This window comes from Mesorhizobium kowhaii, assembly GCF_042431665.1.
Lineage (GTDB): Bacteria > Pseudomonadota > Alphaproteobacteria > Rhizobiales > Rhizobiaceae > Mesorhizobium > Mesorhizobium kowhaii.
In genome coordinates this window covers 917,542-938,017 of sequence record NZ_JBHLYT010000053.1, presented here as the reverse complement: position 1 = coordinate 938,017, position 20,476 = coordinate 917,542, and the positions used below count along the sequence as shown (strand labels likewise).

Sequence of the window (20,476 nt, the reverse complement as noted above, 5' to 3'; positions counted from 1 at the left end):
GGGGACTTTCTTTTTGGGCTGGTCGGGCTGAACAGGCTCTACACCCAATCCGGCATCACCGGAAACCCGCTGACATTCGCCGGTATATTTATCTGCGCCGGGTTGGCATTGGCACTGCTGCTGTCGTTCGTCTTGGGCTTGTCGGCGATACTGGCATTCGTTGTATTTCTGGTTGTCGGGTTTGCGTTGCCCGTGCTCATGCTTCACCGCGCGCGCAAAAAGCGAATCCTGAAGTTCGCGAAGCAACTCCCGAATGCACTCGACATGATCGTGCGCTCGCTGCGTGCCGGACATCCAGCCTCGGTGGCCATTGGCCTTGTGGCGCGCGAGATGCCTGATCCCCTGGGGACGGAATTCGGCATCGTCTCCGACGAGATCACCTTTGGTCTAAGTATTGAACAGGCAGTGCGAAAACTGTCTCAGCGGGTTGGATTCGAGGGCCTTCACCTGCTTTCCATAGCGCTCTCCATTCAGTCCAAGACCGGCGGCAATCTTACCGAAATTCTGGCTAATCTTTCCTCCGTTCTGCGTGAGCGGCAGAAGTTGCGAATGAAGATCAGGGCGCTCTCGTCCGAGGGGCGGGTCTCAGCCTGGATCATCTCGCTGTTTCCAATCGTGATGTTCTTCATCCTTCAGCTCACTGCCCCGGCCTATTACGGCAAGGTATGGCACGACCCGCTGATTATGCCCGTGTTTGTGGGCTTTGGCGTATGGGCTCTGCTGGGCGACTTCATCATGTATCGAATGGTCAACTTCGACTTTTGAGGAGCGTACCATCAACCTGCTTTCCAACACCAACGACCTGAGCTTTCTGGTCTCCGTCGCTGTTTTCGTGGCTGCGGTGGCCCTTTTCCTGTTTGGAGCGCTTGTCTTCTTGCCGGCCCTGCAGACGCGAAAGCTCGTTGCGCAAAGCCTGATAGGCGAAGGTGCGGTCGACCCTCGCTCGCTCGCGGGTCAGGAACAGCTAGTCAAGATCGCAGCGCAACGGCCGGTCGACGCATACTTTCGAACGATGGAGAAGGAGCGCCAGGAGCCGAGTGCGCTTGAAGCAAAGCTCTTCCGCGCCGGCTTCTATCAAGCGAGCGCTCCATTGATCTATACGCTGTCGCGACTCGGCGCGGTGTGTGTAGGATTTTTGGTTGCCTACGCACTTCTGCCGCGCGTGTTGCCACCGCATCTGCCGGGGTACTTCGCCCTTGTTGGCTCAGCCCTGCTAGGGCTGGGGTGCATAGTGATTCCGAGCATTCTGCTCGATCGCTTCGAGAATGCCCAGAAGGAAACCTACCGTCGCGGGTTCCCGGATTTCATGGACATGATGATCACCTGCGCCGACGCCGGCATGAGCCTGGAGGCAGCGGTCGAGCGAGTTGGCTCAGAGTTGGCCGGCACCCATAAATGGTTGGGCATCCAGCTTGCGATCATGAACCTGCAACTGCGCGCGGGGAAGCCCTTGCGCGAGGCGCTGCGTGAACTCGCGGACCGCATAGGGCTTGAAGAAGCAAGGGCGCTGGCCGTATTGTTCCGGCAATCGGAAGAGCTGGGCACCAGCCTGACGGACGCACTGCGCGTCTACAGCGAAGAGATGCGAGGGCAGAGAATTCTGAGCGCGGAGGAGAAAGCCAACGCACTGCCCGTGAAAATGATGATTCCGTTGGGGCTGTGTATCTTTCCAGTCGTGCTAATGGTCATTATGTTGCCGGTCATCATCCGGATGAAGGGGATTTTCTTCTAGTTGCATGTATGATTTGGTCCTAATATGAGTCGGGGGACGCTCGAGGGGAACTATATGAAGAGGCTTATCGCTGTCGCAGCCTGCCTGTTGACGGTAGTGCTTGCCGGCTGCCAGACGGACGCCACCGACGGTGTCGTCCGCACCAACGAGCCGTCGAAGGGTGATGTGACGTCCTTCGGCGATGCTTTCGACGGGCTGAAGACGGTCAGCGATGTCGAATACCATGCCTCGGACCAGGCCGTGGCCGAAGCCAAGAACCAGTTCCGCGCGGAAAACTACGGCAATGCCGGCGCCTTGTTCTTCAAGGCGACGCAACTGTCGCCCAATGACGGTAACGCGTGGATGGGGTTGGCTGCCTGCAGCGACCGGATCCACCGTTTCGACCTCGCCGATCGGGCCTATGCCCGAGCCTTCAAGCTGGTTGGCCCGACGGCCGAATATTACAACAATGTCGGCTATTCCCACCTGCTGCGCGGCAAGCTGCAGGACGCACGCAGCAATTTCCTCAAGGCTTACGAACTGGCGCCCAACGATCCGACTGTCGCCAACAATCTGAAGCTGCTGTCATCCAGCGTGCAGAATATCGAGCGCTAGCATGTTGCTCGTCGAATCGCTGCTGCTGAAAGCGCTCGCCATCCCGCTGCTGGCAAGGATTGCCTGGCTCGACTTCACCACCCAGAAGATCGCCAACCGCGACGTGCTGCTGCTGCTCTGCCTGGGGGCGGGGAGCCTGCTGCTGCTGTCGCTCCAATCCGGATCGTGGTTTGAGATGGGGCTGAGCGCCCTTGCCGGCCTTGTTTTGTTCGTCGCGCTACTCCCGTTCTGGGTGCTACGCAAGATCGGCGCCGGCGACGTCAAACTGATGGCTGTCGTGCCCTTCCTGATCGGCGGACGCGATCTCGCGGTGTTTTCAGTGCTGCTCCTGGTTCTCGCCCTCGCCACCGCGGCGATCGTGAAAAGACCCTTCATGCTGCCTGAGGGCGCTTTTCGGCTCGTTGTCCAGCATTTGGACCGTAAGGGCGTGGTGCCATTCGGAGTGCCGATCGCGATAGCCGCGATCTGTACGATAGCGTTCCTGATCTACAAAAGTGTGGTGGTGGCGAGCAGCTCTGGAATCCTGAATCAGCTTAACTGAACCTCGACAGTCCGTTCCACCGTCGGAAATGCGGGCTACAGCGACGTAATCTTTGCTTAATGGCCGGCAGGCATTCTATGTGCGAATGAGGGCTTGGATATGATACCGGATTACCGATCGGCAGTGGCTTGGCTGACGGCTGGATTGATCGTTGGCGCCGTGGCTGTCCCGTTTGCGGCTGTTGTCGACAAACCGGCTTCACCAACAATTATCAGCGCCGAACCGCCACCGCTCCCAATCATCAAAAAGAAGTACATCCGAACGTGGCGCCGCACATAGCGGCTGGCGCATTGCCTGCCTTCAGAGTGCCAGGTCGATGTCAATGATGGGCTCCGTACTTCGCGGTAGTTCGACGGCATGGCGCACCAATAAACCGTTCTTTGTTACCTTGGTGGTCTATGTTCTGGTAGCGCTTGCCGCCGCCATACATTGGAATATCCGAGTCGATTTTGAACTCTACAGCCGACCGTTTCTGCTGTTTGGTTGCGGCGTGACGGTTATCCTGTTCGCCTTGATCTCGATACGCATCATGCTTGAGCGGCCACCGCAGTTGTTCCCGGCGCTTAGGGATCGACTGGTTGCCTATGAATTACCTTACCGGATGATCATAGGCCTGCCGGTCGTATTGGTCCTGCCTGTATTTTTTTCCCTATTCACCAGCTTGAAGCGCGGTATCAGCAGGATTGTACCGTTCTATGCTGACTCCAAAATCATGGCGATTGACAGGACAATCCATGGTGGCGTCGATGCCTGGTTGGTGTTGCATCCTTTGCTTGGATACGGCCCGATAATTTTTGTCATGAATTTCTTCTACAGTCTTTGGTCAGTGATAATGTTCATTGTGCTGTTCTGCGTCACCTTCTCAACCGGAAATCAACGGCTCCGTTCACAGTATCTGGTAAGTTATGTTCTAATCTGGGCACTGTTAGGAACTCTTGCAGCGACGATATTCGCCTCGGTCGGACCAGCCTTTGTGATGCCTTATTACGGTGACGCTACATTTTCTCCGCTGATGGATCATCTTCGGACAATCGACGCCGTCTATCCTGTGTGGTCCATCCCTGTACAGGAGGTGCTGTTTGCCAATATGGCTTTGGACGGTCCACAAATGGGTGGAGGTATTTCAGCCTTTCCTTCGCTGCACGTTGCTATCGCAACTCTGAATGCCATCTATCTTTGGCGCTTCGGCGGGTTGCTGCGATGGGCCGGAGCGGCCTTCTTGGTCATAATACAACTGGGGGCCGTCTACCTGGCCTGGCACTATGGGATCGACGGATATGCGTCCATGCTGGCCGCGCCGATCATATGGGTCGTTGCTGGACGTATGGCGAAACCTTCGCCGCTTTCGACAGCAACTCGCCCAGCGATCTGAGGTGCGGAAAAACGCGCCTTCATCAATTTGGCTATGCCGGGAATAACCAGCAAAATGGCCGTATACCTCTATATTAGCTTGTGCTAACGTACTGAGGTCGCAGCCCCAAAACACCCCAAGAACCCCCGGGTGCTGCGATTACCGGGCGCCGGCAAACTTGCGCACATTAGACTCTCCAGTCTGCCGGCGCTCGGTCTCCTCGGGTGACGGCGCGGGTGTTGCAGCAACGCTTTGCGCCGGTGGGTCCTATTCGCAATTCAAACAGACAAAGAGTCGTTATAGGCGTGTTGCCGAGGCATATTAGTTCATGCTTGCATTGCTCTCCAAAAACTGAAACTGTTCATATGGGGTAGAAATCGTGCAATGGGACGGAAGACAACCGGGTCGATGCTTCCCGGAATCTTTCGAGGGCGAATGTATTTTCCACAGTTTCTGGTGGGAGCGACGGCGGCGTTGGCGCTGATCTTTGGCTGGCTCTACAGCGTCACGGGCTCGTTTTGGGCCTCGTTCGGGTGGACAGTCGTCAGCGCTGTAGTGCTGCAGGTGGGATATTTCGCCTGTGTGCTCGTCATGATTTTCCGTCACGTCGATGAAGCAACCGACGCCGATCGAGCGGTTCAGAAGAAGCCCGACGGAGCGTCTCCCGCGAAACACGACCGTATCTTCTTCTAGCCGCCGTTCCGGCAGGGATGGCGCCAGCGGCTAACCAAGTCATGGTTTGCTGTGGCGCAAAACCCAACGGCACAATCGCGGATTACTTCGCGGCGTCTTCACCAAAAGTGTCTTTCATCGCGCGCAGGATAATGACGGCCGAGGCCGCGCCCGGGTCCATGTGCCCCAGGGATCGCTCGCCCAGCCGTGCCGCCCTGCCGCGGGCCGCGACCATGGATCGTGTCGAATTCGCGCCGGCTTCCGCGGCCTCCAGGATGCCTTTCCACATGTCCCGGCTTCCGGCAGCGCGGGCACATGCACCGACGGCTGCTTCCGTTGCCGGGATCCAGGCATCCAGCATCGTCTTGTCGCCGCGCTGTCCTTTGCCGCGCTCCTTGATGCCGGTCGTCATGGCCTCGACGATCGCCGCCTGGCCGGCAGCTGAAAGGCGTTCATCCTGTTTGAGGGCTTGTGCGGCTCTTCGGAACGCCGTCGCATAGAGCGGCCCGGTGGAGGCGCCGACGGCATCGAGAAAGGCCGACGCGGCAGCGGTGAAAACGTCCGACGCAAGCATGTGGTCGAGGTCGAGCTTGGCCAGCTCCGCGTTCACCGCCATGAAGCCGAGCGACATGGTGATGCCATGGTCGGCATCGCCGATGGCGCCATCGAGATCCGAGAGGTGATCCTTTCCCGCCTCGATCGCAATGGAGATGCGATAAAACATCCTGCTCAGGCGTCGCGCCGCATTGTCCGACATCGTGTTCCTCCCAGTTCAAGCAGGATGCGACCCATCGTCGATCGTCGCATACTCGTATCTCAGCCGACCCGCAGGACAGCCGTATCGCAAGGATGATGCAACAGTTCCGTCAACTCGCTGTCGAGGTGCAAGACCGTTATCGACGCACCGACCATGTCGAGCGATGTGCAATAATGCCCCACCCAGTTCGCTTCTATCGTGATGTCCTTGGCGCTCAATCGCTGCGCGACGCGCCTGAACAGGATGTAAAGTTCCATCAGCGGCGTGGCGCCGAATGAATTGATCAGCACCGCGACACGGTCGCCCGCTGCCGGCTTCATTTCCGAAAAGATGCGGTCCATGATCCGGTCCGTGATCGCGTCGGCGCTCATCATCCTTTCGCGGATGACGCCGGGCTCGCCATGGATGCCCATGCCGATCTCGATGTCGTCGGGGCCGATCTCGAAATTGTGGCGGCGGGTCTGCGGAAGCGAGCAGGGCTCCAGCGCAACGCCCATGGTGAAAGTCCGTGCGTTGGCCTTGCGCGTCACGGCCTCGCAGGCGTCGAGCGACAAGCCGCGATCGCAGGCGGCACCGGCGATCTTGAACATGAAGAAGTTGCCGGCAACGCCGCGGCGACCCTCCCTGTCCTCGAGCGGCGACGAGGCGATGTCGTCCGTCGTCACCACCGTGCGAACCTCGATGTTGTGTTCCGCCGCGATCTCGGCCGCCATTTCGAAGTTCATCACGTCGCCGGCATAGTTGCCGTAGACGAACAGCACGCCTTGCCCGCCCGACGCGGCATTGGCACACTGGAAGATCGTGCCGGGAGGCGGTGACGAAAAGATGTTGCCGACGGCCACGGCATCGGCGAGCCCCTTGCCGACATAGCCGAGAAAGCAGGGCTCGTGCCCCGTGCCGCCGCCGATCACCAGCCCCACTTTCCCAGGCCTCGGCCCTGTGCGGGCAACGAGAGCACGGTGCGAACCCTTGATCGGCTCGATGTAGGCGGCGTGGGCCTTCACCACGCCGTCAAGCATTTCCTCCACGACATCGTCGGGGTCGTTGAGGAACTTCTTGATATGGGTGCGGAAGTTGCTGGGCAAAGCCACTGTGTTGTCGAGCCTTGGGCGTTGCGAGAGCTTCTGGTCGAGCTCCGTCACGCCGTCGGCATTCAGGATGCCGCGGCCGGTGGCAGCGTCGGTGATGAGCACGTTGACGTAGCCGCCGCGCAGCGCGGCAAGGATTGCCGGCACCTTGTCGAAACCGCCGGCGACCGCGATGCGCAGGCCGATGGCCTTCAGCCTGTCGAGCGATATCCCGATCGTTCGGTCGTCGAGCGGGCCGGCCACCGGATTGCCCTGGCCGTCGATGAAGCGGCCGGCAACGACACCCACGGCATCCTTGGCGAGGTACTGTTGAAGTGAGACCGATTCAAAGAAGCCGCTGGTGTGGATCGTTGAGTTTGGACGCAGCGAAGAGATGCCGAAAAGCGCCTTGTTGGCTTTGGCAAGTGCTGCGAACTGGCTTTCGATCAGCGTCTCGCGCAACAGCATGTCGCGCACCTCGGCCGTCGAAACGACCGCTGGTGCGGTGATGTTGATCAGCTTGCCATCCACGGCGCTGGCGATGGCGGCCGCGCAGAGTTCCGGCGTATAGGCAAAACTCGCACGAGTGCCTCCGGTCGCCTGAACGACAGTGACGTCCTGGAGGCCGGGCACCGAGGCTTGTTCCCCGATTGCCAACACAGTTCTTCCCCAGGCAACGGCGAGCGTGTCACCGGATTTCAAAAGCTTGGCAAGTGCCTGCGCCGCAGCCCCGCCAAGACGATCGATCAGCGGGCGCGCATTGTCGTCGCTTGGCACGACCAGACAGTCATGCAACCCGAAGTGACGCTTGAGTTCCTGCGCGATCGAGAGCGAGCTCAGCCGCGACGGCTCGAGGGAAATGTTGACGATCCCGCGGGCGCGGGCATCGGCCAGATAACTGTTCACCGTCGCCCGCGAAATGCCCATGATGTCGGCGATATCGCCTTGCGTCATGCGATCTTCGTAGTAGAGCCAGCAGGCCCAGACATAGGGGTCGTCACCGTAGCGCAACGGGATGGGTTCGGTGCCAGCTTCGGCTCCCGCCCGCACCGTCCCGTTCTTCCGCGCCGATGGTGCCTTGACGATCATGCTGCCTGGTTTCCCCGAATCCAAAATCGATCGCCAAGATGAGCGCAAACGGGCGAACTCTCAATCTTGCTCCGGATCATGCTCCCGGCTGGAAGATCAGCCGGGAGCCATTGCTCGGGAGGAGCATACTTTACAATTCAACGCACCGCGGCCGCGGACAGCTGCAGTTTCTGCTTGGCACCGAGCGCCAGGGCTTTCAGGATCAACGCGCAGGATGTGGCGCCGGCATCAAGGACGCCGAGCGAGCGTTCACCCAGGCGGCTGGCCCGGCCGATCTTCGCCACAAGGTCCTTCGTGCCGTCGCGGCCCTTTTCGGCCGCGACAACCAGGGCATCCAGCGCGTCGGCGAATGGCTTTCCGCCAGCGTTGGCGCTATCGAAGGCGTCGATGGCCGGGACGAGCGTATCGAGAAGCGTCTTGTCGCCAACCTTGGCCGATCCGATGGCCTGGATGCCGTCGAGACCATTGGTGAGCATGGTGCTGAAAGTCTTGGCATCGATTGACGATGCGTTTTCGATCGTCTCGGCGAATTGCGTGAACATGACGCCATAGAGCGGACCCATGGAACCACCGATCTCGGTCATCAGCACGGTGCCCAGCGTATCGAAGGCTGCGGCCAGCGACATGTCGTTGCCCCTGATCCGCTCCGCGGCCATGCCGAAGCCCTTGGCCATGTTGACGCCGTGGTCGCCGTCACCGATCTTGCCGTCGATCTCGCTCAGATAGGCTCGGTTTTCGATGATCCGGTCCGCGACCGAAAGAACGATGTCGCCAGCGGAAGCGTTGTCAAAGTGCTGCATTTGCCTGTCTCCTAGAACCTTGCGGGACAATCGACGTCCACATCCAGCAGCCTTTTCAATTCGGCGTCGAGCGCCATGACCGTGAGTGTGGCGCCGACCATTTCCAGCGAGGTGAAATAGTTGCCGATATAGGTCTTGTGGATGCTCAGCCCGCGTCCGGCGATCTCCTGTTCGATCGTGTCGTTGAGGATGTAGAGTTCGTTGACCGGTGTTGCGCCGAGGCCGGACACGAGGACCGCAACTTCCGTTCCGGCTGCTAGGTCATGATCATCGAGGACGATCTTGACCATCTCTCGCGCTATCTCGGCAGCGGGTTTCAGCGGTTCGACCCTGACACCCGGTTCACCGTGATGACCGATGCCGACTTCCATCGTGCCCGGCTCGATCGAGAAGTTGGGGTGCCCCACGGCGGGCAGCGTGCAAGGGCCAAGGCCAACGCCAATTGAGCGGCAGTTGTCGATCGCCGTTTGCGCTATCGCCCGCACGTCGGCGAGACCAGCACCTTCCGCGGCCTTGGCGCCGGCGCATTTCCACATGAAGATCTCGCCGGCAACGCCTCGGCGCTTGTCGCGCTCATCGGGCCCCGCCGAGCACACATCGTCATTGGCAACGACGGTAGCGATCTCGATGCCCTCCTTGGCCGCGAGCTTGATGGCCATCTTCACATTCATGTTGTCGCCGGCGTAGTTGCCATAGAGGCAGACGACACCCTTGCCGCCATCTGCCTCTCGCGCGGCGTCGAAGAAGCTCTTTGCCGTCGGCGACGAAAACAGTTCGCCGACCGCAACCGCATCCAGCATGTTCCGTCCCGTATAGCCGATGAAGGCCGGCTCGTGGCCGGATCCGCCGCCGGTGATCACGCCGACCTTGCCGCTGACCGGCGCATGGCGGGCGACGATGACACGGGGATTGCTGCCAAGCCTGACGATGTCGGCATGCGCCTTGACGAAGCCCTTGACCGTATCCTCGACGACCTCGTCGGGATTGTTGATAAACCGCTGCATTGTTGCTCCAATCATGCGCCGCTCAGATTATGGTGTAGCCGCCGTCGACCAGAAGGTCGGCGCCGTTGATCATGTCGGCGCCGTTCGATGCCAGAAACACCGCTGCGGCGGCTATTTCCTCCGGGAAGGCAAAGCGGCCGGTCGGGATGCGCTGCTTCAACGCCTCGCCGCGCGGCCCGTCCCATGCCTTTCGGCCAAGCTCGGTCAGCACCACTGTCGGCGAAATCGTATTGACCGTGATGCCATGCTTGCCCCATTCGGCCGCAAGCGTCTTGGACAGGCCGATGACACCGAATTTCGAGGCGCAATAGGCGACGTGCTGGTCGATCGCGACGGTGCCGGCTTGCGAAGCCATGTTGATGATCTTACCGCCCTTGCCGGCTTTGATCAGGGCGCGTCCGGCGGCCTGGGAGACCAGGAACGTTCCCTTGAGATTGATAGCGATGGTCTTGTCCCAGGCATCGAGGCTGAGCTCCTCGGCCGGAGCAAGGATGGCGACGCCGGCGCTGTTGACGACGATATCGATGTGGCCGAAAGCCGCTTCCGCCGCGGCAAACACGGCCTCCACGGATTGCGGATCGGACACGTCGCAGACGAAGAACTTCGCGCCGTTGCCGAGTTCGTCGGCTTTCGATCGCGCAACCGATTCATTGATATCGATCACTCCGACGGCAGCACCCTTCAAGGCAAATGCCGATGCAATGGCACTGCCGATGCCGGAGGCACCGCCGGTGATCAGGGCGACTTTGCCGCCAAGTGAAAAATTGAGATCGACCTGTATTGAATCAGTCATGGTTGTCTTCCCGGCCTGTTGGAAAGTGGGGTGTGCAAGAGGGCACACCCCACGGCTGAATTACTTGCGCGTCGCAAGAAGCTTGTCGACGTTTTCCGCCGTCACCGGCGTCCACGGCACATTGTAGATCTTCTCCTTGCCGTCCTTCCACGGCATGTCCTTGTAGGTTACCCAGATGTCGGACTGGGGCTTGTAGTCACCCTTCTTGGCATTGAAGATGGCAAGATCGAGCGCCCCTTGTGCCTGGGCACGTGCGTCCTGAAGGATCGACGTCATCTCGCCGTTCTTGACGGCGTGGAGCGCGTCGGTGATGCCGTCGATGCCGGCAATGGAGAAGCTCTTCACGTCAAGGCCGGCAGCCTTGATCGCCTCGATGGCGCCGAGAGCCATTTCGTCGTTCTGGCCAATCACGCCATTGATCTGCTTGGGATGAGCGGTGAGCCAGTTTTCCATCAGCGTCTGGGCTTCAGCGCGCGACCAGTTCGCCGTCTGATCTTCGAGGATCTTGACATCCGGGCACTCGGCAAGCGCCTTCTTGTTGCCTTCGAGACGAGAAATCTGCGCCGACTGACCGACCGGCCCCTCGAGAATGACGACGTTGCCCTTGCAGCCGATTCTGTCGAGCACGGTCTTGGCTTCCATGTAGCCCGAGATCGTGTCGTCGGAGCCGACATAGGAGGCCAGGAGATCGGAATTGACGCGGGTGTTGGAGCCGACAACCGGGATGCCGGCATCGGCGGCCGTCTGTACGGCAGCCGCGCCTGCATCGACGTCGATCGGCGCGAAGATGATCGCATTGTACTTCTGCGTGGCCATCGTCTTGAACTGGTCCTGCTGGACCAGGGCATCATAGCGGCCGTCGAAGACCGTCAGTTCGACTTCACCGCTCTTGACGGCAGGGTGGTCCTGGAGCGCTGCCGCCCAGATCTGCATGAATTCAGCATTCAACCCGTAAGGTGCTGCGCCGATCTTGATCTTCTCCTGCGCCATGGCCGACGAGGCCAGCAGCGCGGACGCGGACGCGAGCGCTATCATCAATGTTTTCATTTCGTACCTCCACTTTAAGTGAGCGACCGACATGGTTCGCCTATCAACGGACACGCGGTGTGCAGGTCCGATCCCGGAAGGGGGCTTAGGCCCCGTAGTTTCGCTTCTGATCAAGCATCACGGCGCCGACGATCAGGGCGCCCTTGAGAACTTGCTGGTAGTAGGATTGGATACCCATCAGATCGAGGCCGTTGTTCATGACGCCGATGATCAGCGCCCCAATCAGCGTGCCCGTCACCCGGCCCACCCCGCCCGAAAGACTGGTTCCCCCGATCACCACCGCAGCGATCGCGTCCAGCTCATAGGCGATGCCGGCCTGGGGCAGTGCGGAGCCAGTGCGGGCGCTGAGCAGCATTCCGGCGAGGCCGGCAAGACCGCCGGAGACGACATAGACGACGAACTGTATGCGGGTGATGTTGATGCCCGAGGTCCTGGCAGCGTGGGGGTTGCCGCCGACGGCATAGATGTAACGGCCGAAACGGGTCCGGTTGAGGATCCACCAGGAGACGGCAAACACGACAGCCAGAATGACGACCGGGGCCGGTATGCCAAGGATGTCGCCCGTGCCGATCCAGCGAAACGCCGGCGTCAGCGCGGGAACAGGTCGGCCTCCGCCATAGATGAGGGTCAGTCCGCGCGCTGCCGACAGCATGCCCAGCGTCGCCACGAAGGCCGGCACCGAAAAGCGCGACACGATCACACCGGAAACGGCGCCGCAGGCAACGCCGACCAAAAGGCCGATGCCGAGGCCGACGACGACTGGATAGGGTGCTCCGGAAATCCCGGCGGTCGCGGACGTGGTCACGAAGCTGGCGCTGACGAGGCCGGCAAGCGCGACGACGGAGCCGACCGAGAGATCGATGCCGCGGGTCAGGATGACGAAGGTCATGCCGATGGCGAGGACACCATTGATCGACGTTTGCAGCAGCACGTTCGAGATGTTGCCGGCTGTCAAAAAGAACTCGTTGGAGACCGACAGGACCGCAACCAGGATCAGGAAGGCAAAGAAGATACCGTATTCCTGAATCAGCAGCCGGCGCTGCTCCGAACCGAGCCAGCCTTTTGCGTTCTTGTTGTTTCCAACCGACATCCCTGACTCCTCTGCCGCCGGACGAACACCTTGTCCCTGCTCAGGTTGATAGGTGGACGAGTGATTGGGCATCCGTTTCCTCCCGGCTGTAGATCCCGGCGCTCCTGCCGGCACGCATCACCATGATGCGGTCCGACATGCCGAGAACTTCGTCGATTTCCGATGAGATCATCACGACCGTGCCGCCGGAGGCGGCGAAGTCACTGATGATCCGATAGATTTCACGCTTGGCCCCGACGTCGACACCGCGGGTCGGCTCGTCCAGAAGCAGGACCTTCGGGTTGCGAAGGAACCATTTTGCGAGCACCACCTTCTGCTGATTGCCGCCTGAAAGGCCGGAAACCGGCATCGTGTCGCGCGCTGCCTTGATCTGGAACTTTTCCCGCATGTCGCGGCTTGCTTGCGCCTCCCGCGGCCGATCCATGGCGAAGGCGGGGCTCATTTCCGGCAGGCTCGCCATGCAGATGTTGGCGCGTACGGAATCGGAGAGATTGAGGCCGGTCAGCTTGCGGTCCTCGGTGACCAGCGCCAGCCCAAGCGCCATGGCATCGGCTGACCTGGAAATGCTGACCTCGGCACCGTCGAGCTTGATGCTTCCTGACGAAGGCTTGTCGAGCCCGAAGAGGCAGTTGAAGATCTCTGTCCGGCCCGCCCCCATCAGGCCGTAAATGCCGAAGATCTCACCCCTTCGTGCGCAGAAGGAGATATCCTCGATCTTGTTCGAGCACGTAAGCGCGGTAACCTCGAGAACGGTTTCCAAAGTGGGCGTGTTGGTCTTTATGTATTCCTCGGACAGTTCACGGCCGACGATCATGCGGATCAGGTTGGGCCGGTCGATGTCTGCAAGCGCTCCGCTGCCGACATAGGCGCCGTCACGGAAGACCGTGTAGGAATCGGCGATCTGGAAGATCTCCGACAGCCGGTGAGAAACATAGACGATGCCGCGGCCCTGGGCCTGCAGGCGGCGGATCGCGGCAAAGAGGTGCTGCGCCTCCCGCTCGCCGATCGCCGATGTCGGCTCATCCATGAAGATGACCTCGGCGTCGTGACTGAGCGCCTTGGCGATCTCGACGAGCTGCATCTGCGCGACGGAGAGGTTCATCATGTATTGTGTGGCTCGAATATCGAATTCGAGATCGTCCAGCAGCTTTTGCGCGGACCGGTTCATCGCGCGAAAATCGATGCCTCCGAACCGCGCGGAAGGCTCGCGGCCGAGATAGATGTTCTCCGCAACCGTCATGTGAGGGACAGGGCTGAGTTCCTGTTCGATAATGGCAATGCCCGAGGCCAATGCGTCGGCCGGGCTTGCGAACTCCACGTCCTTGCCGCGGCGGCGGATTGAGCCGGCGTCGCGCTTGAAGATGCCCATCAGTATCTTGAGAAAGGTCGACTTGCCGGCGCCGTTGCCGCCGCAGAGTGCGTGAACCGTGCCGGCGCGAAGTTGAAAGCGGCCCTCGCGCAAGGCTGCGACGCCACCAAAGGACTTCTTCAGCCCTTCTACCTCGAGCAAAAACTCCACGTCGTTTCTCCTCCCTCAGGCGCTCGACACCCCTCCTTGGCGCGAGCCGATCGACACGAATGATCTTTGTTCTTGGTGTCGATTTTTACAATAGTCGATTAGCACTCGACAAATGTCAAGCGTTCGATGAAACTATGGATGCCAACTGTTGGCCGCGGATCGAATGCACCCACGGACGCCCAGGGCCCAGGCGCCAGACGGCGCATTGGCGGCACGGTGCGGAGGGCCAACTCAAAATCGAAAGGAAGGAAGGCTATGAAGATCGCTATCGGCGCCGACAGTGCGGGAAAGCCGCTTCTGGATGTGATTGCAGCGCATCTGGCCGGAAAGACCGGCATCACGCTAACGGATTTCAGTCAGCCGGGCTTTTACGCCGACATATCGCAGACGGTTGCTCGAAAGGTGGTTGAAGGCGAATTCGACCGCGGTTTGCTGTTCTGCGGAACCGGCATCGGCGTTTCGATTTCCGCCAACAAGGTGCCGGGGATACGCGCCGCACTGACCCACGATACCTACTCGGCCGAACGGGCCGCCAAGTCCAACAATGCTCAGATCATCACGATGGGCGCGCGCGTGATAGGCCCGGAACTGGCGAAGGCGATTGTCGACAAGTATCTGGCGTCCAACTTCGATCCCACCGGGCCTTCAGCGGAGAATGTCAAGGCGGTCGATCGTCTTGACCAGATCAAGCGCTAGAGCAATTCTAGGAAAAGTGGGAACCGGTTTTCCCGGGAAAAGCGCGTAGCGCTTTCCCTCAGGGAATTGCGTCAAAACAAAGAGCTAGAGTGGTCCAGCATTTCCGTGAAACGGTGAACCGCTCTAGAGACTGCCTGGCGTCGTCAGGATTTCCGGTGCGCCGCCAACACCGTCCAGGTTTCCGCAATGGCGACGATTGCGGCGTTGATCGGTCCACTCGGGATCGTCGGCATCGTCGAGGCGTCGACGACAAAGATGTTGTCGAAGCCGTTCAACCGCAAGTCGGGGTCGACGACAGCCTCGGCATCACTACCCATCCGGCATGTGCCAGCCGGATGATGATGGGTGGAGGCAGCCCTGGCGATGAAGGCATCGAGCTCGTCGTCGGACTGAGCCGATGCACCAGGCAGGACTTCCACATCTCGCCATTCGTCCAGAGCCGCATGATGGCCGACCATGCGCGCCCTCTTCAAGGCCATCCTGAAAACCGCGCGGTCGTGTTCGGTTTCGAGATAGTGCGGATCGATGACCGGCGCATCGTTACGGCCGGGCCCGCCCGGTGCGATGCGCCCGCGGCTTGTCGGATGGGTGACGCCGCACAGGATGGTAAAGGCGGAGCGGTAGGACGGGGCATTCAGGCCCTCGGCCGCTGACGGAGCGACGACGCAGGCGAGCACCATGTCGGGACTTCCCGTGGAACGGGTCGGGTCGTCGCCATGCAGGTACATCAGCGATTCGGAGTGCTGGAGGCGGGACGGCGGCACCGGCTTTTTCGTACTGTAGACATTTCCAAGAGCCAGCAGATGGTCCTGCAGGTTGCGGCCGACATCGCGTCGGTCGGCAAGGCAGCGTATCCCAGCCTGCTTCAGGGTATCCGGACAACCAATGCCCGACCGCATGAGGACGAGCGGCGTGGATACGGCGCCGGCGCAAAGAACAATCCGGTCGGCGGTGAGCGTTCTGGTCTCCCCCTCGGACACCACGATCACGCCCGTGACCTTGTGGCCGTCCAGCACGAGATGCTCGACCTCATGGCCGATAAGTAAGCTCAGGTTCGGCCGCGCCATGACCTGCGGTGACAGATAGGCGTCGGCGACGCTCACGCGCTTGCCGTTGCGTATGTTGAGTGAATTGGGGCTGGTGCCGACCAGTTCGCCGCTGTTGTGGTCGCGCAGCGTCGGGACGCCCATGGCGCGCCCGGCGGCGATGTAAGCACGCACGACCGGACTGACCTCGGCGTCCGGCAGATACACGTCCAGCGGGCCGCTCCTGCCGCGTGTCGGCCCGTCGAAGGCCGTGAAGGCTTCGCTGCGGATGAAGCCCGGCAACAATCCCTGATAGGACCAGCGCTCGCCGCCGGCTTGCGCCCAGGGTTCGAAATCGTCGGGATGGCCGCGCACATAGGCCATCGCATGCAGGCAGCTCGATCCGCCGACGATCTTGCCGCGTGGCCATTCGTGGACGCGGTTGGCGGTAAAAGGCTGCGGCACGGTCCGGTAGGCCCAGTCGTAGGCGCGGCCCTGGAGCATCGTCCATTTCAGCGGGTCGGCGATATCGGGATCAGCCGGCATCGTCCCGGCCTCGATCAGGCCGACCTGGCACGACCGGTCTTCACTGAGCCGACTGGCAACAACCGAGCCGGCGGATCCGGCGCCGATCACCAGCACGTCGAAATGACGTTTCAATTTGAAATTCCCCGCACAGGCTCAATGTCGAGAGGTGATACGATCACGCGGCAAAGGCGCCGGCATTCGACCGTTCCATGATCTGCCTCTGCACGGACAGCAGGTGCGCGCGCATCGCGGCCTCCGCCGCTTCGGGATCGCGCTGCGAGATCGCTTCGGCGATCAGGCGATGCTCGCCGTCGCGCTGGGCGATCCGCTTGGGGCAGGTGGGGGCGGCGGTGCGCGCAACCTTCACCCGCGCATCGACCCCGACCTGACGCAACATCTTGTAGAATTCTGCCGCGAGATGGTTGCGGGCAGCGGCGACGATCGCGAGATGGAAGGCGAAGTCGACCTCACCTGACGGAGCATTCTCCGGCGTGGTTGCCGCGTCCATGATCCGCGCCGTCTCGAAGGAGGAGGCACGCAGCGACGCCAACCGGGCAAGGCCCGGCTCCATGATCAGGCGCAATTCCAGAACCTCGATTGGGTTGGTTACCCTGACCAGTTCCTCCCCGTATCTTGGAAGGGCGGTCGGCGCCCGCCTGGCGCGCGCCGGTTTGAGATCGCCAGAATGACGCAGCACTTCAAGCGCCTTGCGAAGCTGATGGCGCTTGACGCTCAGGTGTCCTGCAAGATCGCGCTCGGACGGAAGTTTGCCGCCGCCCTGTTGCAACTGGCGGACTGCGGCAATGATGTCGTCGAGATCCGATGGTCCGGCCTGTGGCTCGAATGCGTTCAAAACCAAATCTCCTGTCCGATCGGCAGGCGCCGACTCAACGTCCGGTTATCATCATATTGTGACACGAAACCTGATGGAAACGGCACTCAACCAATTCAACCAATCTACATCCACATGCGATGGTTGACAACACCAGTTGCGCGATGGTTGACTGACTTCGTTGACGGCTGCCATCGCGGCTGTCCTTCTCCCGAGGATCATGCATGCCGGCTGGCGATACCTTTGACTACGTCATTGTCGGCGCGGGTTCGGCCGGCTGCGTGCTGGCAAACCGGCTGAGTGAGGACCCGGCGGTTTCGGTGCTTCTGCTGGAGGCGGGGGATTGGGACCGCGATCCGATGATTCACATCCCGCTCGGCTGGGGCAAGATCCTGACCGAGCGCCGCCACGACTGGATGTATTTCTGCGAGCCAGAGGCCAATGTCGGCGGGCGCAAGGTCGAATGCGCGCGCGGCAAGGTCATCGGCGGCTCTTCGTCCACCAATGCCATGGCCTATGTGCGCGGCAATCGCGGCGATTACGATCGCTGGGCGGCAAGCGGGCTGACCGACTGGTCGTTCGACAAGGTGCTCCCTTATTTCAAGAAGCAGGAGCGCTGGGAAAAGGGCGCAAGCCAGTATCGCGGCGGCAGCGGGCCGCTGAACACCCAGTTCTGCCGCTACAAGGATGAACTGATCGATGCCTTCGCCACCGCCAGCCGTGATGCCGGATATCCGCAGACCGACGACTACAACGGCGCCGTGCAGGAAGGTTTTGGCCGCCTGCAGATGACGATCGAAAACGGCCGACGCTGCTCGACCGCGTCCGCCTATCTGCGGCCAGCCATGCGCCGCGGCAATGTCAAGGTGCTGACCGGCGCGATGGCGACGAAGATCCTGCTGAAGGATGGGCGCGCAACGGGCATTGCCTATACCAGAGGCGGGGCGGCGCATGAAGTTCTCGCGCGGCGCGAGGTTCTGCTTGCCGGCGGCGTCATCAACACGCCGCAGCTCATGATGCTGTCGGGGATCGGTGACAGCACCGAACTTGCGGCACATGGCATCGAGACGAGGGTCGATCGTCCGCAGGTCGGCAAGAATTTGCAGGACCACGTTTCGGTCATCGTGATGTATCGGCGCAAGCAGCCAGGACCATTTCTCAGGATGATGCGGGCCGATCGCATCGGCCTGGATTTCGTGAAGACCTATCTAACGGGCAAGGGCTTTTCGGCAGATGTGCCTGGCGGCGTCGTCGCATTCCTCAAAAGCGATGCGAGCCGGCCGTTGCCGGACGTCCAGCTGCTTTTCACCGCCGCGCCGCTTGGGGCATGGCCTTATATGTCGCCGTTCAAGGCGCCGTTTGCCGACGGCTTCGCGTCGCGTATCGTCGCCGTGCAGCCGGAGAGCCGTGGCAGCGTCAACCTGGCGTCGAGCGATCCGCTTGCCGCTCCGCTGATCCATCAGAACTTCCTGTCTTCGCAGCGCGACTGGCAGTCGCTTCGCGCCGGCTTTCGCGTTGCGCGCAACCTTGCCAGCCAGCCGTCCATGGCTCCGTTCGTGGGCGCGGAATTCTTCCCCGGCCCGAAATGCGAGAGCGACGACGAGATCGACGAGCATATCCGCAAGACATCGATCACCGTGCACCATCCGGCCGGCACCTGCCGTATGGGTGTCGATGCGGAGTCGGTCGTCGATCCGGAATTGCGGGTGCGCGGCGTTGCCGGACTTCGTGCTGTTGACGCCTCCGTGATGCCGGATCTCGTCTGCGGCAACATCAATGCGGCGGTCATCATGATCGCCGAAAAGGCCGCGGATCTGATCCGCAGCCGCGCTCAGCAGAGCGTGGCGGCCTGACAGCGGCGGCTGGAATGCAACCAATATCTTTTGGTTGAGGACAAAATATGCATTGGTTGAGCTGCCATGCGATCTCGCACGGCCGTGGCAGTTCAGGTGCGACCTACTGCTCTGAGCATATTTTGTGCTATTTTTGGGTCATTTCTGCCTATTTTCGGGCATTTGCCGCTCGAAAATGCAACTCAACCAAAAACTTTCAAATTTCGCAGTTTGGGGATTGTCGAGCAAAACCAATGCGAATACGGTTGAGTTGGTTAGAAGCATTTTCTTCGCGACGAGAGGTGTCCGATATGTCCATGGCGCAACCAGCTAACGATACGCTCACCAACAAGAAAGCGGCCCTCAAGGGCCTCTATGACGCCCTCTACGAAAAGAACATGTTTCCGTTCTGGGCGACGTCCGAAGGCGTCGACCATGACGAGATCAAACAGCTGATGGCGACGTCGAAGGCCATTCCTTTCGTGTGGTCCTATTCGGACATCGAGCCGCTGCTGCAGCGCGCCGCCGAACTGGTGACCATGGACGACAGCGAGCGCCGTTCGCTGATCCTGGTCAATCCTGGCCTTGCGCCCAGGCGCGCATCCGTCAGCACGATGTACACCGCCTACCGCCTGAACGATCCGGACGAGATCATGCCGCCGCACAAGCACTCGCCGAGCGCGATCCGCTTCGGCCTGACCGGCAAGGGCAACTTCACCGGCGTCGAGGGCGAGGATGTGGTCTTCGGCCCGGGCGACATGGTGCTGACGCCCAACGATGCCTGGCACAATCACGGCACGGTCGGCGGCGAGCAGGCGGTCAACCTGTCGGTGCTCGACCTGCCGCTGGTCGAGACGCTGCACGCCGTCCATTTCGACCACAAATACACCGAGATGGTCGACGGCAAGGAAGTCGAGAAGAAGGTGCAGACCGCGCGCTATCCGAGCGACTACTCACAGCGCATCTATGGCGAGGGTGGCCTGATGCCGCGTTTCGTCGACCATAGGCGCGGCGGCGGCCTGTCGTCGCCGATGTATGTCTATCGCTGGGAGAAGATGGAAGCGGTCCTCGACGCCCACAAGGATTGGGATGGCGACCCTCACGAAGGCATCGTCGTCGATTACGTCGATCCGAGCACTGGCGGGCCGGTCTTCCGCACCATCAATTTCTACGCTCAGATGCTACGCCCTGGCGAGAAGACCTTGCCGCAACGTGAAACCGCCAGCCTGCTGCTGGCGCCGTTCCGCGGCAGCGGTCATTCGATCATCGATGGCAAGCGTTACGACTGGAACCAGTTCGACACGATCGCCATACCCGGTGGATCATGGGTCGAACATGTCAACGGCTCCTCCAGCGAGCCGGTGATCTTCTTCGGCGCAACCGATGCGCCGACGCAGAAGGCGCTGCTCCTCTACAAGCGCTGGGGCCGCAACCCGGCCGGCGATCTGCTTCGCCTCGCCTGATCCTGGTCCTGCGGCAAGAGATGTCTGCCGGCAATGGCGGCGCG

At 60.9% G+C, this 20,476-nt stretch carries 19 protein-coding genes; 9 read left to right on the top strand and 10 right to left on the bottom strand.

Going from position 1 to position 20,476, the window contains the following annotated elements; genetic code table 11:
- The first annotated feature begins 198 nt into the window (after nucleotides 1–198).
- From ACFFNA_RS31750 to ACFFNA_RS31725, 6 genes are all read left to right on the top strand, one after another.
- Nucleotides 199–765, top strand: coding sequence for a type II secretion system F family protein (locus tag ACFFNA_RS31750; RefSeq protein WP_378923846.1), 567 nt, complete (start codon nucleotides 199–201; stop codon nucleotides 763–765).
- A 16-nt stretch (nucleotides 766–781) separates the two neighbouring features.
- Nucleotides 782–1,732 carry a type II secretion system F family protein gene (locus ACFFNA_RS31745; protein ID WP_378923845.1) on the top strand — a complete coding sequence of 317 codons (951 nt, stop codon included), beginning with the start codon at nucleotides 782–784 and terminating at the stop codon, nucleotides 1,730–1,732.
- 54 nt (nucleotides 1,733–1,786) lie between these two features.
- Complete coding sequence (locus tag ACFFNA_RS31740) at nucleotides 1,787–2,326, top strand: tetratricopeptide repeat protein (RefSeq protein WP_378923724.1); 540 nt, start codon at nucleotides 1,787–1,789, stop codon at nucleotides 2,324–2,326.
- 1 nt (nucleotide 2,327) lies between these two features.
- A complete protein-coding gene (locus ACFFNA_RS31735; protein WP_378923723.1) occupies nucleotides 2,328–2,867 on the top strand; it encodes a prepilin peptidase in 540 nt (179 codons plus the stop codon).
- 151 nt (nucleotides 2,868–3,018) lie between these two features.
- On the top strand, nucleotides 3,019–4,239 hold the full coding sequence (locus ACFFNA_RS31730; protein ID WP_378923722.1) for a phosphatase PAP2 family protein: 1,221 nt from the start codon (nucleotides 3,019–3,021) through the stop codon (nucleotides 4,237–4,239).
- 414 nt (nucleotides 4,240–4,653) lie between these two features.
- Complete coding sequence (locus ACFFNA_RS31725) at nucleotides 4,654–4,911, top strand: exopolysaccharide production repressor protein (RefSeq protein WP_378923721.1); 258 nt, start codon at nucleotides 4,654–4,656, stop codon at nucleotides 4,909–4,911.
- Between the two features lie 82 nt (nucleotides 4,912–4,993).
- On the opposite strand, the gene dhaL (ACFFNA_RS31720) is transcribed toward ACFFNA_RS31725, so the two are convergent.
- The 8 genes from dhaL (ACFFNA_RS31720) to ACFFNA_RS31685 all read right to left on the bottom strand — a co-directional run bounded on the left by dhaL (ACFFNA_RS31720) (nucleotide 4,994) and on the right by ACFFNA_RS31685 (nucleotide 14,056).
- The gene (gene dhaL, locus ACFFNA_RS31720) at nucleotides 4,994–5,647 is read right to left on the bottom strand and encodes a dihydroxyacetone kinase subunit DhaL (RefSeq protein ID WP_378923720.1); all 654 of its coding nucleotides are present in this window, start codon (nucleotides 5,645–5,647) and stop codon (nucleotides 4,994–4,996) included.
- A 59-nt stretch (nucleotides 5,648–5,706) separates the two neighbouring features.
- Nucleotides 5,707–7,803, bottom strand: a complete 2,097-nt coding sequence (locus ACFFNA_RS31715) for a bifunctional sugar-binding transcriptional regulator/dihydroxyacetone kinase subunit DhaK (protein WP_378923719.1) — start codon at nucleotides 7,801–7,803, stop codon at nucleotides 5,707–5,709.
- A 137-nt stretch (nucleotides 7,804–7,940) separates the two neighbouring features.
- Nucleotides 7,941–8,603: a dihydroxyacetone kinase subunit DhaL gene (dhaL, locus tag ACFFNA_RS31710; RefSeq protein WP_378923718.1), complete on the bottom strand. Its 663-nt coding sequence runs from the start codon at nucleotides 8,601–8,603 to the stop codon at nucleotides 7,941–7,943.
- A gap of 11 nt (nucleotides 8,604–8,614) precedes the next feature.
- On the bottom strand, nucleotides 8,615–9,607 hold the full coding sequence (locus ACFFNA_RS31705) for a dihydroxyacetone kinase subunit DhaK (RefSeq protein ID WP_111546100.1): 993 nt from the start codon (nucleotides 9,605–9,607) through the stop codon (nucleotides 8,615–8,617).
- A gap of 22 nt (nucleotides 9,608–9,629) precedes the next feature.
- Nucleotides 9,630–10,400, bottom strand: coding sequence for an SDR family oxidoreductase (locus ACFFNA_RS31700; protein ID WP_378923717.1), 771 nt, complete (start codon nucleotides 10,398–10,400; stop codon nucleotides 9,630–9,632).
- A gap of 60 nt (nucleotides 10,401–10,460) precedes the next feature.
- A complete protein-coding gene (locus tag ACFFNA_RS31695) occupies nucleotides 10,461–11,447 on the bottom strand; it encodes a substrate-binding domain-containing protein (protein ID WP_378923716.1) in 987 nt (328 codons plus the stop codon).
- An 85-nt stretch (nucleotides 11,448–11,532) separates the two neighbouring features.
- On the bottom strand, nucleotides 11,533–12,537 hold the full coding sequence (locus ACFFNA_RS31690; RefSeq protein WP_378923715.1) for an ABC transporter permease: 1,005 nt from the start codon (nucleotides 12,535–12,537) through the stop codon (nucleotides 11,533–11,535).
- A 40-nt stretch (nucleotides 12,538–12,577) separates the two neighbouring features.
- The gene (locus tag ACFFNA_RS31685; protein WP_378923714.1) at nucleotides 12,578–14,056 is read right to left on the bottom strand and encodes a sugar ABC transporter ATP-binding protein; all 1,479 of its coding nucleotides are present in this window, start codon (nucleotides 14,054–14,056) and stop codon (nucleotides 12,578–12,580) included.
- 255 nt (nucleotides 14,057–14,311) lie between these two features.
- Between ACFFNA_RS31685 and derI the strand changes: the two genes are divergently transcribed.
- Nucleotides 14,312–14,752, top strand: coding sequence for a D-erythrulose-4-phosphate isomerase (gene derI, locus ACFFNA_RS31680; protein ID WP_378923713.1), 441 nt, complete (start codon nucleotides 14,312–14,314; stop codon nucleotides 14,750–14,752).
- A gap of 143 nt (nucleotides 14,753–14,895) precedes the next feature.
- Here the strand turns inward: derI and ACFFNA_RS31675 are convergent, their stop codons facing one another.
- A complete protein-coding gene (locus tag ACFFNA_RS31675) occupies nucleotides 14,896–16,437 on the bottom strand; it encodes a GMC family oxidoreductase (RefSeq protein ID WP_378923712.1) in 1,542 nt (513 codons plus the stop codon).
- Between the two features lie 43 nt (nucleotides 16,438–16,480).
- Nucleotides 16,481–17,158, bottom strand: a complete 678-nt coding sequence (locus ACFFNA_RS31670; RefSeq protein ID WP_111546106.1) for a FadR/GntR family transcriptional regulator — start codon at nucleotides 17,156–17,158, stop codon at nucleotides 16,481–16,483.
- Nucleotides 17,159–17,361: 203 nt separating this feature from the next.
- Here ACFFNA_RS31670 and ACFFNA_RS31665 point away from each other — a divergent pair, with 203 nt between their 5' ends.
- Both ACFFNA_RS31665 and ACFFNA_RS31660 read left to right on the top strand, forming a co-directional pair.
- Complete coding sequence (locus tag ACFFNA_RS31665; protein ID WP_378923711.1) at nucleotides 17,362–18,990, top strand: GMC family oxidoreductase; 1,629 nt, start codon at nucleotides 17,362–17,364, stop codon at nucleotides 18,988–18,990.
- Between the two features lie 296 nt (nucleotides 18,991–19,286).
- Nucleotides 19,287–20,432, top strand: a complete 1,146-nt coding sequence (locus ACFFNA_RS31660; RefSeq protein ID WP_378923710.1) for a cupin domain-containing protein — start codon at nucleotides 19,287–19,289, stop codon at nucleotides 20,430–20,432.
- The last annotated feature ends 44 nt before the right edge of the window (nucleotides 20,433–20,476 follow it).

Coding starts and splice junctions, on each gene's coding strand:
- ACFFNA_RS31750 (WP_378923846.1), top strand. CDS start 199: ATGCTTCACCGCGCGCGCAAAAAGCGAATCCTGAAGTTCGCGAAGCAA.
- ACFFNA_RS31740 (WP_378923724.1), top strand. CDS start 1,787: ATGAAGAGGCTTATCGCTGTCGCAGCCTGCCTGTTGACGGTAGTGCTT.
- ACFFNA_RS31735 (WP_378923723.1), top strand. CDS start 2,328: ATGTTGCTCGTCGAATCGCTGCTGCTGAAAGCGCTCGCCATCCCGCTG.
- ACFFNA_RS31725 (WP_378923721.1), top strand. CDS start 4,654: ATGTATTTTCCACAGTTTCTGGTGGGAGCGACGGCGGCGTTGGCGCTG.
- dhaL (WP_378923720.1), bottom strand. CDS start 5,647: ATGTCGGACAATGCGGCGCGACGCCTGAGCAGGATGTTTTATCGCATC.
- ACFFNA_RS31715 (WP_378923719.1), bottom strand. CDS start 7,803: ATGATCGTCAAGGCACCATCGGCGCGGAAGAACGGGACGGTGCGGGCG.
- dhaL (WP_378923718.1), bottom strand. CDS start 8,603: ATGCAGCACTTTGACAACGCTTCCGCTGGCGACATCGTTCTTTCGGTC.
- ACFFNA_RS31705 (WP_111546100.1), bottom strand. CDS start 9,607: ATGCAGCGGTTTATCAACAATCCCGACGAGGTCGTCGAGGATACGGTC.
- ACFFNA_RS31700 (WP_378923717.1), bottom strand. CDS start 10,400: ATGACTGATTCAATACAGGTCGATCTCAATTTTTCACTTGGCGGCAAA.
- ACFFNA_RS31695 (WP_378923716.1), bottom strand. CDS start 11,447: ATGAAAACATTGATGATAGCGCTCGCGTCCGCGTCCGCGCTGCTGGCC.
- ACFFNA_RS31690 (WP_378923715.1), bottom strand. CDS start 12,537: ATGTCGGTTGGAAACAACAAGAACGCAAAAGGCTGGCTCGGTTCGGAG.
- derI (WP_378923713.1), top strand. CDS start 14,312: ATGAAGATCGCTATCGGCGCCGACAGTGCGGGAAAGCCGCTTCTGGAT.
- ACFFNA_RS31665 (WP_378923711.1), top strand. CDS start 17,362: ATGCCGGCTGGCGATACCTTTGACTACGTCATTGTCGGCGCGGGTTCG.
- ACFFNA_RS31660 (WP_378923710.1), top strand. CDS start 19,287: ATGGCGCAACCAGCTAACGATACGCTCACCAACAAGAAAGCGGCCCTC.